This window comes from Ligilactobacillus sp. ESL1201 (assembly GCF_058503265.1).
This window is the reverse complement of the sequence record NZ_CP196362.1, coordinates 883,479-898,908: the sequence shown is the minus strand read 5'-3', so window position 1 is coordinate 898,908 and position 15,430 is coordinate 883,479. Positions and strand designations below refer to the sequence as shown.

13 protein-coding genes are annotated in these 15,430 nt (G+C 43.5%); 2 read left to right on the top strand and 11 right to left on the bottom strand.

Annotated features, from left to right (window positions below; translation table 11 throughout):
* Positions 1-114: 114 nt before the first annotated feature.
* The 11 genes from ACSYSK_RS04605 to rpsO form a co-directional block, all read right to left on the bottom strand.
* Positions 115-1,596 carry a HAMP domain-containing sensor histidine kinase gene (locus tag ACSYSK_RS04605; protein WP_491715730.1) on the bottom strand — a complete coding sequence of 494 codons (1,482 nt, stop codon included), beginning with the start codon at positions 1,594-1,596 and terminating at the stop codon, positions 115-117.
* Positions 1,596-2,282 carry a response regulator transcription factor gene (locus tag ACSYSK_RS04600; protein ID WP_491715729.1) on the bottom strand — a complete coding sequence of 229 codons (687 nt, stop codon included), beginning with the start codon at positions 2,280-2,282 and terminating at the stop codon, positions 1,596-1,598. Before ACSYSK_RS04600 ends, ACSYSK_RS04605 begins: the two co-directional genes overlap by 1 nt.
* A 172-nt stretch (positions 2,283-2,454) precedes the next feature.
* Positions 2,455-3,876 carry an NADP-dependent phosphogluconate dehydrogenase gene (gene gnd, locus ACSYSK_RS04595; RefSeq protein WP_491715728.1) on the bottom strand — a complete coding sequence of 474 codons (1,422 nt, stop codon included), beginning with the start codon at positions 3,874-3,876 and terminating at the stop codon, positions 2,455-2,457.
* A gap of 26 nt (positions 3,877-3,902) precedes the next feature.
* Positions 3,903-5,147 carry an ATP-dependent Clp protease ATP-binding subunit ClpX gene (gene clpX, locus ACSYSK_RS04590; protein WP_491715727.1) on the bottom strand — a complete coding sequence of 415 codons (1,245 nt, stop codon included), beginning with the start codon at positions 5,145-5,147 and terminating at the stop codon, positions 3,903-3,905.
* A 120-nt stretch (positions 5,148-5,267) separates the two neighbouring features.
* Positions 5,268-6,614, bottom strand: coding sequence for a trigger factor (gene tig / locus ACSYSK_RS04585; RefSeq protein ID WP_491715726.1), 1,347 nt, complete (start codon positions 6,612-6,614; stop codon positions 5,268-5,270).
* Between the two features lie 161 nt (positions 6,615-6,775).
* The gene (gene tuf / locus ACSYSK_RS04580) at positions 6,776-7,963 is read right to left on the bottom strand and encodes an elongation factor Tu (protein ID WP_491715725.1); all 1,188 of its coding nucleotides are present in this window, start codon (positions 7,961-7,963) and stop codon (positions 6,776-6,778) included.
* Between the two features lie 192 nt (positions 7,964-8,155).
* Positions 8,156-9,019: a hypothetical protein gene (locus tag ACSYSK_RS04575; RefSeq protein ID WP_491715724.1), complete on the bottom strand. Its 864-nt coding sequence runs from the start codon at positions 9,017-9,019 to the stop codon at positions 8,156-8,158.
* A gap of 13 nt (positions 9,020-9,032) precedes the next feature.
* Entirely contained in the window at positions 9,033-10,730 is a 1,698-nt protein-coding gene (locus ACSYSK_RS04570) for a ribonuclease J (RefSeq protein WP_491715723.1), read from the bottom strand.
* Positions 10,731-10,743: 13 nt separating this feature from the next.
* Positions 10,744-11,619 carry a 4-hydroxy-tetrahydrodipicolinate synthase gene (gene dapA / locus ACSYSK_RS04565; RefSeq protein WP_491715722.1) on the bottom strand — a complete coding sequence of 292 codons (876 nt, stop codon included), beginning with the start codon at positions 11,617-11,619 and terminating at the stop codon, positions 10,744-10,746.
* Positions 11,620-11,633: 14 nt separating this feature from the next.
* A complete protein-coding gene (locus ACSYSK_RS04560; RefSeq protein WP_491715721.1) occupies positions 11,634-12,686 on the bottom strand; it encodes an aspartate-semialdehyde dehydrogenase in 1,053 nt (350 codons plus the stop codon).
* A 130-nt stretch (positions 12,687-12,816) separates the two neighbouring features.
* Entirely contained in the window at positions 12,817-13,086 is a 270-nt protein-coding gene (rpsO, locus tag ACSYSK_RS04555) for a 30S ribosomal protein S15 (RefSeq protein WP_491715720.1), read from the bottom strand.
* 289 nt (positions 13,087-13,375) lie between these two features.
* Between rpsO and ACSYSK_RS04550 the strand changes: the two genes are divergently transcribed.
* Both ACSYSK_RS04550 and rpsT read left to right on the top strand, forming a co-directional pair.
* A complete protein-coding gene (locus ACSYSK_RS04550) occupies positions 13,376-14,749 on the top strand; it encodes an ISNCY family transposase (protein ID WP_491715848.1) in 1,374 nt (457 codons plus the stop codon).
* A 379-nt stretch (positions 14,750-15,128) separates the two neighbouring features.
* The gene (gene rpsT / locus ACSYSK_RS04545; protein WP_491715719.1) at positions 15,129-15,383 is read left to right on the top strand and encodes a 30S ribosomal protein S20; all 255 of its coding nucleotides are present in this window, start codon (positions 15,129-15,131) and stop codon (positions 15,381-15,383) included.
* Positions 15,384-15,430: the final 47 nt, after the last annotated feature.

Genomic DNA, 15,430 nt, shown 5'->3' with positions numbered 1-15,430 from the left:
AAAAACGACTTAAAAACAACAAACCACCTAGACCAATTTTGATCTAAGTGGTTGGAAAATTCTCCATCAACACTAGTTGACAAAGAACCTTTTTTAGTTTTACTTACCGTACTATCAATTATCTTTTTTATTTTTAGGCTTTCGTTTAGCTAACGGTAATAAGATCCTAAATAATGAACCTTGGCCCTCAACACTTTCGACCATGATTTTACCATGATAGCCTTCTAGCAAACGTTGTGCGATCGCTAGGCCTAACCCATTGCCACCCCGGTCGCGGCTGCGCGCCTTATCGACCCGATAAAACCGGTTGAATACCTTCTTAAGGTCCGCTTTAGGGATTCCCGCGCCAAAGTCTTGGACCACGATTTCGGCAAAGCGGCCCCCTTTAGCCAGGGTAACGTGCACTTCCTTGCGTTCCAACGAATATTTAACGGCATTATCCATTAAAATGATCATGATCTGTTCGAGGTGATTACGGTAAACCTGCACCATTGTTTCACCCTTGAGCTCGTTATCTAATTCAAAGGTGAAATCCGGGTGGATCATCCTGAAGTCATTGACCACTTGGACCACTAGCGAGCACACGTCACTTTTTTCCGCCGCAAACTGTAAGTTGACCTGCCCGGCACGTGAGAGGTCCAGCATCTCTTGCACTAAATTTTCCATCCGCTGGATCTCTTGGAGCGAAGCCGTGATCGATTCCGCCAAAACCTGCGGGTCATCTTTCCCCCACCGATTCAAGAGGTTCATGTGCCCCTTGATCACAGCGACAGGAGTACGCAACTCGTGAGAAACATCCTCCACAAACTGCAGCTGCTGTTCGATATAACGCTGCATCTGATCTAACATATCGTTAAACAGCTCGCTTAACTCAGACAACTCATCGTGTTGTTTAGGCAAGGGCACGCGGACCGTCGCGATCGCTTTTCCCCGGGGATCATCCGTTAATTTGCGGATCGCCGCATTTAGCGCTTCGATCGGTGTTAACAACCACGAGGACAGCAACATGCTCAATAAAGTGATCGCCACGCCCATCGTGATCCCTAACACCACGAAAATCAAGATCAGCTTCTGGCGGATCTGGTCGTAATCAGTTAAACGATCGGTGACCTGCACGTAACCTAAGATTTTTCGGTTATTTTTGGCCCGCACGGGTAAACTGGTAAGGAAAAAAGTATTTCCATTATGTTTCAATAGCTGGGTGCCTTTTTCCTGAAAATGAGTCCAGCCCGCCCGCGAATGATAAACTTGCCGGTCGTCTAAATTATAGACACTGACTACAATATTTTTACGTGCTAAAGAAGTCAGTGCGTGATTAGCGTAGAGGCGCGAGCGTTTTTTCTTGGCAACCGTCAGCTTTTTTTTGACGTAAACGGAATCTAATTCCCCGTTATTATCGGTCAAATGATTAACGGCCGTAGTCAACGCGTCGTTGGCATAAGCTTTCTCTTGTTTCAATAAAATACTGGAAAAACTTTGAAATAATAAAATCGCAAAAATTGCAAATAAGAGCAAAACGCCTAATCCCATCCCAATCGACCACTTGGTTTTTAGCGAGACAAAACGTTTCTCTTGGTTCGAATTTGCTTCAGGCATTACGAGCGCATAACGTAGCCAGTTCCACGCACCGTTTGAATGTAACTATCTTCTCCCGGACGGTCGATCTTATTGCGCAGATACCTGATATAAACGTCAACCACGTTAGTTTCAATTTGAGATTCGTAACCCCAAACCTTCTTTAACAAAACATCTCTGGCCAAAACAACGTTGATGTTTTCCATCAAGGCTAGCAATAACTCATATTCCCGTTTGGTCAGTTCAATGATCTCATCGCCTCGTCTAACGACCCGGTTTTCTTTTTCGATCGTTAGATCCCGATAATTAACTGTAGTCTGTTTCGTCACGTTTTGTTCGTTTTCTAAGTCGATCCGCCGTAATAAAGCACGTAAGCGGGCCAGTAATTCCTCAATTGCAAATGGTTTTACGATGTAATCATCGGCCCCGTGATCCAAACCAGAAACCCGATCGATCACTGAATCGCGCGCCGTCATCATAATGATCGGAGTATTTTTGACCTGACGCACCCGCCGACAAACCTCTAAGCCGTTTAATTCCGGCAACATTAAGTCTAGTAAAATAGCGTCCCAGTTTCCCTGCAAAGCGGAATCCAAGCCTTCCCGGCCATTTTCACAAACCTTTGTACTGTAACCCTCGTGACGTAGCTCTAACTCAATAAAATGTGCTAAATTTTCCTCATCTTCGATAATTAAAATATTACTCATTAAGTTCACTCTCCTAGTAAATTGTCCTTTTGAATTTAGCATTATTCAACATTATTCGGGTTTCAGCTTGATCAAAGCAAATAAACCGGCTATTATTTTAACGTTTATTAGCTAAAAAAGCAACGAATCGTGTTTGCGACCCGTTGCTCCCCAACTAAATTACCAAATTATCTTACTCTTCGTGATACCATTCGTAATGAAAAATCCCTTTTTGGTCATTACGCTCGTAAGTGTGGGCACCAAAATAATCACGCTGAGCCTGAATGATATTAGCCGGCAAATTAGCGGCCCGGTACTGATCATAATAAGTGATCGCACTCGTGAATCCAGGTGCAGCCACACCGGCTTGAATCGCCCACGCTGCCACGTCACGCACCGCACTTTGATAGTCGGCCGTGATCTTAGCAAAGTAAGGATCCAACATCAAGTTTAACAACTGCGGCTCTTTTTCGTAGGCATCAGTGATCTTTTGCAAGAACTGCGCCCGAATAATACAGCCCCCGCGCCAAATTTTAGCCAAATCGCCTAAGCGCAAATCCCAGTGATAGTTTTCCGAAGCGACCCGCATCTGTTCGAAGCCCTGCGCGTAACTCATGATCTTGCTGAAGTATAATGCGCGTCTGATCTTTTCAATGGCTTCGTTTTTATCCAGTTGCGTAGCGGTTTTGACTACCGGATGTAATACGTGACTAGCCGCTACCCGCTCATCTTTTAAAGCGGAAATATAGCGCGCGTAAACGGATTCGGTGATCAATGACTGTGGCACACCCAACTCTAACGCACTCTGAGAGCTCCATTTTCCGGTACCCTTGTTACCAGCTCGGTCCAAGATCTTATCGATGATCGGTGCGCCGGAACCAAGGTCATCTTGCCGCGTTAAAATTTCAGCGGTGATAGTGATCAAATAACTATCCAGTTCACCTTGTTGCCACTGACTAAAGGTCTGGGCAATCTCAGCTACCGACATTTGTAACACATCGCGCATCAAACTATAACTTTCGGCAATCAGTTCCATGTCGCCGTATTCGATCCCGTTATGAACCATTTTAACGTAATGACCGGCACCGTTAGGACCAATGTAAGTCACACACGGAGCGCCATCATCGGCTTTAGCAGCGATCTGTTCTAGGATCGGCCGCACTAATTCGTACGCCTCTTTTTGCCCACCTGGCATCAATGATGGTCCCCGTAAAGCACCTTTTTCGCCACCAGAAGTACCCATACCGATAAAGTTAATTCCAGAATCGGCTAGCTGACGGTTGCGGCGCATCGTATCTTTGAAAAAGGTATTACCACCATCGATCAACACATCGCCGCGGTCCAAGTACGGTAATAACTGTGCGATCATATCATCGGTCGGCTGTCCCGCTTTGACCATTAAAATGATCCGGCGCGGTGTTTGCAACGAGGCAACAAAATCGCTTAACGTGTAACTCGGTACCAGCTTTTTATCCGGGTGATCCGCTACCGTTTTTTCGGTCTTAGCAGCGGTCCGATTAAAGATTGCTACCGCATAACCCCGGCTTTCGATGTTTAGTGCCAGGTTTTTACCCATGACAGCCATCCCGATCACACCAATTTGTGGTTTATCCATTTTCTAATCTCCTTAACTAAATGACCTTAAGAGGCCTTAGCTTTTTTTTCTAACGTCGGACCAGCCTTGCCTTGAACGGTCTTTTTAGTGATCGTCACCTTAGCGATATCGTCTTGACTCGGAACATCAAACATCACGTCGCGCATCGTCGCTTCGATGATCGACCGTAACCCCCGCGCGCCGGTATTGCGTTCCAGCGCCAAATGAGCGATCTCTTTGAGAGCCGTCGGCGCAAATTCCAGCTGGACCTGATCGAGTTTGAGTAATTTTTGGTACTGCTTAACTAACGCGTTTTTAGGCTCCGTCAATACCCGCACTAAATCCTTTTCGCCGAGTTTTTCTAAGGCCGTCAAAATTGGTAAGCGTCCGATAAATTCCGGGATCAAGCCAAATTTAAGCAAGTCTTCCGGAATGATCTGTTGCATCAAACTCTTACCCTTAGCAAAATGTTGCTGGGAATCAACGCCAAAACCGATCGTTTTATCACCCAAACGGTTTTTAACCAGCGTTTCGATCCCATCAAAGGCCCCACCAACGATAAATAAAATATTAGTAGTATCGATTTGAATAAATTCTTGTTGCGGGTGCTTGCGGCCACCTTGAGGCGGAACGTTAGCGATCGTTCCTTCTAAGATTTTTAGTAATGCCTGTTGAACCCCTTCACCAGAAACGTCTCTCGTAATCGAAACGTTTTCGCTTTTCTTAGCAATTTTATCGATCTCATCGATATAAATAATACCGCGTTGGGCCCGCTGCACGTCGTAGTCGGCGTTTTGCAGTAATTTCAGTAAAATATTTTCAACATCTTCTCCCACGTACCCGGCTTCAGTTAAGGTCGTGGCGTCCGCAATAGCAAACGGAACGTTTAAGATTCGGGCCAAGTTTTGTGCTAAGAAAGTTTTTCCTGAACCGGTCGGTCCTACCAAACAAATATTACTTTTCTGTAGTTCAGTTTCGTCGCTACCAGCTTCTAAAGAAGCGTTAATGCGCTTGTAATGATTATAAACGGCAACTGCCAAAGTTTTTTTAGCTTCGGTCTGTCCAATTACATAATCATCGAGTAAAGCCACAATTTCTTTAGGTGTCGGGACTTCTTTTAATTCACTGCGAACTTCATTTTTATTTTCTTCTACAATAATACTCTGGGCTAACGCCACACATTCATTACAAATAAAAACCCCGGGACCCGAAAGCATACTTTGCACTTGGTCATCGGTTTTACCACAAAATGAGCACGTTACGGTCCCATTATTATTCTCGTTCATCAACATCACCCTTGATCAATAGTTAATTTCATTCTAACAAAACCGAGCTAAAAAGGCGAATACTTGATTTTTAACGTTAATAAAAAATACGACTTTCCTAGCGGATCATCGTATCTTTATGGTCAGTTATTTAGTTTCTTTAGTTTCCTTTTTTTCAGTTTTGGCTTTTTTAGTAGTCTTAGCCGGTTTAGTTTGCTTAGCCGAGTCAGCAATTTCGTCGACTACTTTGCGGATAGCAATATCGTGTTGCAACATGTCATCGGACAGTGCGGAACGAACCGCTTTTTCATCCAAGCCGTACTGATCAGCTAGACTCTTGATTTCAGCAGAAATTTCTTTTTCCGAAGCCTTGATCTCTTCTTTAGCAACGATTGCTTCCAATACCAAATTAGTCTTGACCCGTTTTTCAGCACCCTTGGCAAAGTTGTCTTTCAGGTCTTGCTCGCTAGTACCCGTGATCTTGTAATACATCTCGGGACTGATCCCTTGTTGTTGCATGCCAGACAAGTACTGTTCTACCTGGCGTGCAACATCATCGTCGATCATTTCTTGTGGGATCTCAGCGATCGTTGCATTTTCAACGGCTAAATCAATTGCTTCTTCTTCTACGGCTTCTTTAGCAGCTTCCTTTTTCTTAGCCACTAAGTCTTCTTTGACCTTAGCCTTTAATTCTGCCAACGTATCGACGTCTTCGTCAACATCCTTAGCAAATTCATCATCAAGTTCTGGCAACTCTTTTTGCTTAACTTCGTGGATCTTAGTGGTGAAGACGGCTTTTTTACCAGCAAGGTCACTAGCCTGATAATCTTTAGGGAAGGTAACTTCTACCGCTACTTCTTCCCCGGATTTATGACCGATCAATTGGTCTTCAAAGCCCGGAATAAATTGACCCGAACCCAATTCGAGTGAGTAATTGTCGGCACTACCACCTTCAAAAGTTTCACCGTCGACCTTACCAACGTAATCGATCACGACGGTATCACCTTTAGCAGATGGTTCGTCTTCTTTTAAGACCAATTCGGCTTGTTGTTGGCGCTTATCTTCCAGGTTCTTTTCGACTTCTTTAGCAGTAACCGTCGTTTTTTGTTTAGTGACTTCTAGTTCCTTATACTGCCCTAATTCAACTTCTGGCTCAACCACTACATCAGCGCTGAGTTTCCAAGCCTGACCCTTTTCCATTGAAACAATGTCGATTTTAGGCTGAGCAACTGGCTTGATGTCACTTTCTTTGACAGCAGCAGCGTAAGCAGTAGGTAAAACAGCGTTTAAAGCATCTTCATACAAAGATTCTTCGCCATACATTTTGTTAAAGATCTGGCGCGGCACCTTGCCCTTACGAAATCCAGGAACATTAAGGTTCTTTTTAACACGAGCAAACGCCGTGTCCAATCCTTTTTTAATTTCATCAGGCTGAATTTCAAAGGTTAATTTACCGTTGTTCGTGCCCTCTTCTTTTTTCCATTCTACAGACATGATTTTCCCTCCGAACGATATTTTGTGCAATATAATAACTGCATACTAAAACAGTTTAACCTAGAAAGCGCGAAATGTAAATGTTTCTGCGCAAAAAACTATTTTAACAGCAAACAAAAAAACTCAGGAGAAGCTCCTGAGTTTTTAGCGTCCGTTGTTGCTTAGTCGTCAATTTCAGAAACAACACCAGCACCAACAGTACGACCACCTTCACGCACGGTGAATTTAAGTCCTTTTTCAATCGCAACCGGCGAGATCAATTCAACTGTAAAGGTAACGTTATCGCCAGGCATTACCATTTCTACTCCGTCTGGCAATTCGATCACACCAGTAACGTCGGTAGTATGGAAGTAGAATTGTGGACGATAGTTAGAGAAGAACGGTGTATGACGGCCGCCTTCTTCTTTAGACAAGACGTAAACTTCACCCTTAAATTTCTTATGAGTTTGAATAGAACCTGGTTGTGCCAAAACTTGACCACGAATAACTTGATCACGGTCGATCCCACGAAGCAAAGCACCGATATTATCGCCGGCTTCACCAACATCCAGGGTCTTACGGAACATTTCAACACCAGTAATAGTTGTCTTCAAAACTTCATCGCTTAAACCAACGATTTCAACTTCGTCGCCAACTTTAACAGTCCCACGGTCGATACGGCCGGAAGCAACTGTTCCACGACCAGTGATCGTGAAGACATCTTCAACAGGCATCAAGAATGGCTTGTCAGTTGGGCGGTCAGGTGTTGGAATATAAGAATCAACAACATCCAATAATTCTTGGATATGTTTTTCTTCTTCGGCATCACCTTGTAAAGCCTTCAAAGCAGAACCACGGATCACTGGAATATCATCACCAGGGAAGTCATATTCGGTCAACAGATCGCGAACTTCCATTTCAACTAAGTCTAACAATTCGTCATCGTCAACTAAGTCAGTCTTGTTTAAGAAAACAATGATGTATTCAACACCAACCTGACGAGCCAACAAAATATGTTCGCGGGTCTGTGGCATTGGGCCATCAGTTGCGGCAACTACCAAAATAGCACCGTCCATCTGAGCAGCACCAGTGATCATGTTTTTAACGTAATCAGCATGTCCTGGGGCGTCGATATGAGCATAATGACGCTTTTCAGTTTCATATTCAATATGGGAAGTATTGATTGTGATCCCACGTTCTTGTTCTTCAGGAGCAGCATCGATAGAAGCGTAATCCTGGAACTGTGCTAATCCTTTTTCAGATAAAACTTTCGTAATTGCAGCCGTTAAAGTTGATTTACCATGATCGACATGTCCGATCGTACCAATATTAACATGTGGCTTTGTTCTTTCATAATGTTCTTTTGCCATTAGTATGAACCTCCTGTAAATTTGCAAAGAAAATCTGCAAAAATTGCAGACAATCCTTTAATTTTAATTATACTACTTCTCTTCAAAAAAGCCAAATAAGACAGCCGTAATTAGCGAAGATTTCTTAAATCATTATATAGAGCAAAAATGCGTTTGTAAATACTAAATCGTAAAATTATCGAGTTTTTTCACCTAGGGTTGTAACTCAGCGATCCTTTTTTCAAGCAAAATAGCTGTTTTTTGATATTTAGGTGCCAAATCCTTAACTTGCTGGTCATTGAGCAAAACATGATACCATGCGGCTAGATCGGTTGCGCCTATTTGGGGATACAACAGAATTGCTTTTAACTGCAGTTCCGCAAACTGCGCACGTTGACGGGGAGAACCGTTTTTCAATTCCTTTTGATACTGCAGGTAAAACTGAGATTCCTCTACTCCTTGTAATTTTCCCGGAACTAACTGAGTTTCATTTCCCCAAAAGTCAATAAAGTTAACTGGCGTAGTCACCTGTAATAAGCGTAAGTCGTTTAAAAACGAAGAGCGTACCAACGGATGCACGTTAGGATCTGCTATCACACACGTGCTGACTTGAATAAACGATTCAACGGGCAACTGGTAAGCTTGCTTAGCAGCCTGTCTTTGCTGCAATGGTGTCAGTACTCCTAAATAACGAATTTTTTTACTGATCTGAACCGTTTCTGGTACTGGTTCGGCAGCTAAAGCAGCATTAAAAGTTTCCTTTTCTGTCGGTGTCAAGTACGGAGCTAAACTTAACAGTAGTTTAACGATCTCAATACGCAACCCAGCACTCACGGTAACGTGAATGTAAAATAAAAAGCGCTGGTCTTCCAGAAGATATTCCCGCAAAAAGTCCTGACAAAGATCATAAGCCTCTTTAAACTGCTCGTTAGCAACCAGTGCTTTGGCTAAAAAATAATTATTGCGCGCATTTTTTTGTCGCTGATAAAGCAGATCAAAGAAAAAAACAGTATTTACATAATCCTGCTGTAAAAATGACTGTTTTCCCTTCTGCTGTAATTCTTGTTTGGTCAGCACCGCTACTTCTCGTTTACTTTGCTGCTGATTGTGCTTTTCTTTGTGCAAAATAACGTTGGTTAACCTCCATAATAATTGGCAAGATCACGGGGTGACGGTGGGTTTGTTCGTATAAGAAATAACTTAACTTCTCGCGAATGACTTGTTTTAAGTGGCCCCAATCAAATTCTTTATTATCCAAATTTTCTTGAACCACTTCGCGTACTATTTTGGCACTTTCATTTAACAGGTCGTGGCTAGTTTTAACAAAGACAAAACCCCGCGAAGTAATTTGCGGCTCGGCAACGATCCGACGTTTTTTGCGGTCGATCGTCACGACTGCGATAAAGATCCCGTCGTCTGACAACGTCTTACGGTCGCGCAACACGATATTTCCAATATCGCCGACGCCTAAACCATCGACCATCGTGTCACTAGCCTCTACGGCTGCGCCCCGTACCATTTTACCGTGACTGTATTCTAAAACGTCACCCTTAGCTAACAAAAAGATTTGGTCTTTGTTCATTCCCGCAGCCTGGGCACATTCGCTATGGGCAAACATCAAGCGGTACTCTCCTTGGACGGGTAACAAATAACGTGGGTGCATGATGTTGATCATCAATTGCAAGTCGCGCCGGCTAGCGTGACCCGAAGAATTCAATTCATCAGCAAGTGCCTTAACGTCTGCTCCTGCACGGTAGATCATGTCACGAGTAGCCGCAAACATCGTGTCCATTGCGTGTGAAGGAGTTGTGGTGATGAATACCAGATCTCCTTCGCCCAAAGAAATTTGCTGATACTTAGACGTAGCCATTTTTTGCAAAGACTGCAACGGTTCGCCCGCCTTGCCGGTCTCTAGCACAATTAATTGCTCGGGGCGGTAATTTTTCATTTCTGCCGGTTTGATCAAAATGTCTTTTTGGGGCAAGTGCAATTTTTTCAACTTCAAAGCAGTGTTGATGATCTTTTCAACATCGTGGCCCGTCAACACCACCTTGCGCCCATTATCCGCAGCGGCCGTAAGGATCTGTTGTACCCGCAAAATATTAGCCGCCACACAGGCAACAATGATCCGTCCCGGGTGATTTTCGATTGTTTCGCCGATCAAATCGGTAACTGCCGAGTCATCGACAACGGGTTGAAAGTTTTCGGCATCAGCGGAATCACTGAGTAAGGCAAGGACGCCTTGCTCTCCGATTTGAGCTAAGCGAGTAAAATCGGTCTGATAATCGCTTGCGGCGGTCGGATCAAACTTAAAGTCCCCGGTATAAACGATATTACCTTCAGTAGTACTGATCACTATCCCCAGTGACTCAGGGATCGAATGGGTCGTTTTAAAAAACGAGACCGTCGTCTGGCCAAAATCGATTTCGGACTTAGCGTTGATCACGTGAAAATCCTTAAATTCCGGTGCATCACTTTCACACGCGATCCGAGCTAATGCGATCGTTAGCTCCGAACCAAAGACTGGAACATCGAACTCACTAACAAAATACGGCAAAGCCCCAATCGAATCGGCGTGACCGTGAGTCAAAAAGACTCCTGCGATCCGGCCAGCATTTTCCCTCAAATATTCAAAATTAGGAATCACCATATCGATCCCCAGCAATTCATTTTCCGGGTATTTCAACCCACAATCTAAGACAAAAATATCATCTCCCACTTCAACGGCATACATGCTTTTACCATTTTCCCGAACTCCTCCTAGTGGGATGATCTTAATTTTACTCATTTCTTCACCTCTATTAATTTTCTGCTAGTACTTGCATTAACTGGTCTCGTTGCTTTTCATCAAGCGGTAAAATGGGTAATCGTGTACCACCCATTGCAATTTTACGGGCATTTAACGCCGCCTTAACGGGACCTGGCGACGGCCAATTAAATAATGCAGTGATCCGCGGGGTCAAAAAGCGCATGATCGTACCCGCAGTTTTAATATTGCCCGCATCTACGGCAGCATACATCTGAGCCATCTTTTCTCCGTACAAATGGCTGGCGACGGAAATGATCCCCGCGCCCCCCAGTGTTTTAACGGTTAAAGCATCCTCGTCTTCGCCGGAATAAACTAAAAATCCCGGTGCGACCCGCGAAATCAACAGGGATAAATCACCGGCTCCCGTACAATTTTTAACCCCGATAATATTAGGAACGTGTGATAACTGTACGACCGTTTCTACCTCCATCTTAACACCCGTCCGACCGGGAATATTATAGATGATCACCGGCACCGGACTGTTTTGCGCGACCGCCGTGAAATGCGCGATCATTCCAGCCTGACTAGGTTTATTGTAATACGGGACCACGACTAAAGCGGCAGCTAACTGCGGGTAAGCTGCTAAGTGTTGCATATCAGCGATCGTCGCTTGCGTATTATTAGAACCCATGCCCACGATCACCGGGACCCGGTCAGCGACAATTTTTAACGTTTCGCTCAAAACTTGCTTTTTTTCACGCGGGTCCAAGGTAGGCCCCTCGCCAGTCGTACCGGCAACCAGTAATCCCTGCGTTCCCGTTTTTAATAAATACTCGATCAAATTTCGCAACCGTGGCAAACTAATTTCTTGGTCGGCGCCAAAGGGAGTTGCCATCGCGGTGATGATCTGTGCTTGCTTTAATTCCATTATTGATCAACTCCTTAGTTTTTGGGGACCCGCAACAAATTCATTTCGTGGAGACATTCGGCTATCTGAACGGAATTCCACGCAGCTCCCTTTAATAAATTGTCAGCTACACAATACAAATGAAACGCATTTTTCTGTTCCTGATCTGGCCTAATACGCCCGACAAAAGTTTCTTTTTTGCCGACAGCCTCGATCGCTTGCGGAAAAACTTGGTGCTCGGGGTCATCTTGAACGACGATCCCGGCAGAATTTGCCAATAATTCACGGATCTTAGCGACTGAAGCCCCATCTTTTGCTAATTCAAACCACACCGTTTCCGAATGAGCGACCGCCACTGGGACCCGGACACAAGTCGCAGTCACCTGGATGTTTTTATCAGCCATGATTTTTTTAGTTTCATGGATCATTTTCCATTCTTCGTGAGTATAGCCATCGTCTTCAAAAACATCGATCTGAGCTAACGGATTAAAAGCAATTTGATAATGCTTTTTGTCGCCCGCTACCGGTAGGATCTGCGGGTCGACTTCACGGTGTTCCAAAACTGCTTTAGTTTCATTATGTAGTTCTGCTAACGCCCGGTTTCCCGCACCAGAAACTGCCTGCATCGTGGTAACGATCACCTTTTTTAAACCGTATACCCGCCGTAAGGGTTCCAGTGCTACTACCATTTGAATAGTGGAACAATTCGGGTTAGCAATCAACCCATGATGACCAACTAAGGCTTCCCGGTTAACTTCGGGTACGACTAACGGCACATCTTTGTCCATCCGAAAGGCACTAGTGTTGTCTACTACGACTGCCCCGCGTTCAATTGCGGCAGGAACGTATTGCTTAGAAACCGAACCACCGGCCGAGAATAAAGCTAGATCAATATCAGTAAACGAATCCGGCGTAGTTTCTTGAACGGTGATCTCTTGGTCTTTAAAACGCAATTTTTTACCAGCAGACCTTTTAGACGCCAAAAATTTAACACTAGCGATCGGCAAACTCGTTTGCGTCAACATCTGGATCATCCTACTTCCCACTGCCCCAGTTGCACCAACAACTGCTACTCGATATCCATTCATAGCTATTACCTCTCCTTAACCTTTTAGTCAATCATTATAGCATACTTTGCTTTTAATGTAGGAACTCTGCTTAAATTTAAAAAGCCCAGCAACTCCCCTAACAGGAATTCCTGGACTTTAATGGGTTTAATTAACGACGTAATCCCAAGCTATTGATCAAATCACGGTAACGACGAATATCAACCTTACGTAAGTAAGCTAATAAGTTACGCCGGTGACCAATTTTTTTCAATAGGCCACGTTGTGAAGCATAATCCTTTTTATGTTGCTTAACGTGTTCGTTTAATTCGTTGATGTCGGCAGTTAAAACTGCAATTTGGACTTCAGCGGAACCCGTATCTCCCTCATGCCGCGCATATTTTTGCATGATCTCGTTTTTCTTTTCTTGTGAAATTGCCATTTCAATTTCCACCTTTCATGTTAAAGTTGCCCGTGACCGCGTCGATCGCCGGTGTCAGCGCAAAAACCCAGTCACAGGTCATAGAACCTGACAATAGTTTACTAAATTTAAGCAGAAATTGCAATTTTTAATTTTGGGCGTCAAGTTTTTTTTGTCATTCACATCTGATAATGTCTTAAGTAATCACACGAGAAAATGTCTCAAATAACTAGAAAAATTCCTCCGCTTCTGCCAAAATAATTAGGCAAATTATACAGCGGAGGATCTTATGAGAAAGGTTTACTTAACGATGAAAGAAGCACACAAATATCGAATTATCAAAAACGTAGCTGAAGGTAAAATGCCTAAAACTAGAGCTGAGGTTCAACTAGGGGTAACCAGACGTCAGATTGATCGGTTACTTGTCCGTTACAGAACAATTGGTAAATCAGCTTTTATTCACCAAAATCGTTTGAAAAAGCCCAAGCACGCACTTTCCCAAACAACACGTTCAACTATCGTTGAACTGTATCAAACAAAATACGTCGGCGCTAATTTCACTCATTTTACGGAATTATTAGCCGAACATGAAGACCTTAAATTCAGTCGGTCAACAATCGCTAATATCTTAAAACAAGCGAATATTTTATCGCCTAAGGCTCATCGGCGAACCAAACGACTGCACCGAGAAAAGCTCCGAAAACAAGCTATGAAAACTAAAACAGTCGCTAAATCAGATAAAATTTTAATTCCAGGAGAAACTCACCCTAGTCGCCCACGTAAAAAATATTTTGGTGAATTAATCCAAATTGACGCTAGTGACCACTTATGGTTTGGCAAGCAAAAAAGTCATTTACACGTGGCAATTGATGACGCAACTGGAACTATCGTTGGTGCTTACTTCGATCATCAAGAAACCCTCAAGGGTTACTACCACGTTTACCATCAGATCCTAACCAATTATGGCATTCCATATGAATTTTTCAGTGATCGGCGAACGGTATTTGAATATCAACGCAAACACCAAAAACAGGTTGAAAATGATACTTTTACGCAATTTGGTTATGCTTGTCAACAACTTGGAACTAAGATTTCGACCAGTTCTATTCCACAAGCAAAAGGGCGAGTTGAGCGTCTCTTTGAAACGCTACAATCTCGCCTAATCACTGAATTACGTATTCATCAAGTAGCTACGCTAGCTGCGGCCAATGTATTCCTAGATTCCTACATCGAAAGATACAATGCGCAGTTTGCCCTACCGATAAATGATACCACATCAGTGATGGAAAAAGCACCCGTAACAACTAAATTAAATCTAATTTTGGGCACTTTAACTACTCGTAAGATCAATACAGGTAATCACTTTTCATTCCATAAACAGGCTTATTTACCGGTCACATCGACTGGAAAAGGAGTTTATTTTCAACGTGGGACAGAGGTGTTGGTTATCAAAGCCTTTGACGGTGAATTGTACGCTTCGATCGCTGAAGGTTTATATCGTGTGCGTCGCTTAGCGGCACATGAGTTACGATCCCAGGAATTCGACGCCGTACCTCAAAAACAAAAAGCGAAAAGAAATTACATTCCACCGCTTTCGCATCCCTGGAAAGCAGCCAGTTTTAACCGCTATTTAGCTAAACGCGGGATCACACAAGCAGAATTTGAACAGGAGCGCTACGCTTAGCACAGCTTTTTTCGTCGGTCGACTCAGATTAAAGCAACACATCGCCTTACAGAGGTCAAGGGCGGCGTAGCCGTTTATTTTACCCTTGACCTTCTGTGAGGCGGTGTGTTAGGCAACCATTTCGACTGACAAAAAAGCTGAGCATCCCCTTTTTTCAGAGGGAGATAGCCCAGCGGCTTGAGCGCTAATTACTCGCTAATGTTTATATTTTTTTGAGACATTTTCAAAAACGATTGACATTTTTAATTTTGGGCGTCAAGTTTTTTTCTTGACATCTTGGCTTTTTTTATTGCATTGTCGCAGCCGCTCTTGTATAATGGATTTTGTTAAAATTAAGCTAGTTGTAGTGATGCAGTTAGTAACAGTGGAGGTGACTTAGATGCCAATTATTAAATCCGCAATTGCTCGTGTTAAAACCAACGAAAAAGCAAACGCCCGTAACTCCGCACAATTAAGTGCAATGCGTACGGCGGTTAAAAAGTTCGATCAAGCTAAAGAAGCAGGTGCTGATAACGTTGAAGAACTCTTCAACCAAGCTGTTTCTGCCGTTGACAAAGCTCATTCCAAAGGATTGATCAAAGCTAATAAAGCAGCTCGTGATAAATCCCGGATGGCTGCGCGTTTAGCTAAATAAATAAAAACACTATCTCGCTTATTTAAGCATGATGGTGTTTTTTTATG

Coding starts and splice junctions, on each gene's coding strand:
- gnd (WP_491715728.1), bottom strand. CDS start 3,876: ATGGATAAACCACAAATTGGTGTGATCGGGATGGCTGTCATGGGTAAA.
- ACSYSK_RS04560 (WP_491715721.1), bottom strand. CDS start 12,686: ATGAATGGATATCGAGTAGCAGTTGTTGGTGCAACTGGGGCAGTGGGA.
- rpsT (WP_491715719.1), top strand. CDS start 15,129: ATGCCAATTATTAAATCCGCAATTGCTCGTGTTAAAACCAACGAAAAA.
- ACSYSK_RS04570 (WP_491715723.1), bottom strand. CDS start 10,730: ATGAGTAAAATTAAGATCATCCCACTAGGAGGAGTTCGGGAAAATGGT.
- ACSYSK_RS04550 (WP_491715848.1), top strand. CDS start 13,376: ATGAAAGAAGCACACAAATATCGAATTATCAAAAACGTAGCTGAAGGT.
- ACSYSK_RS04600 (WP_491715729.1), bottom strand. CDS start 2,282: ATGAGTAATATTTTAATTATCGAAGATGAGGAAAATTTAGCACATTTT.
- ACSYSK_RS04605 (WP_491715730.1), bottom strand. CDS start 1,596: ATGCCTGAAGCAAATTCGAACCAAGAGAAACGTTTTGTCTCGCTAAAA.
- rpsO (WP_491715720.1), bottom strand. CDS start 13,086: ATGGCAATTTCACAAGAAAAGAAAAACGAGATCATGCAAAAATATGCG.
- clpX (WP_491715727.1), bottom strand. CDS start 5,147: ATGTTGATGAACGAGAATAATAATGGGACCGTAACGTGCTCATTTTGT.
- dapA (WP_491715722.1), bottom strand. CDS start 11,619: ATGGAATTAAAGCAAGCACAGATCATCACCGCGATGGCAACTCCCTTT.
- tig (WP_491715726.1), bottom strand. CDS start 6,614: ATGTCTGTAGAATGGAAAAAAGAAGAGGGCACGAACAACGGTAAATTA.
- tuf (WP_491715725.1), bottom strand. CDS start 7,963: ATGGCAAAAGAACATTATGAAAGAACAAAGCCACATGTTAATATTGGT.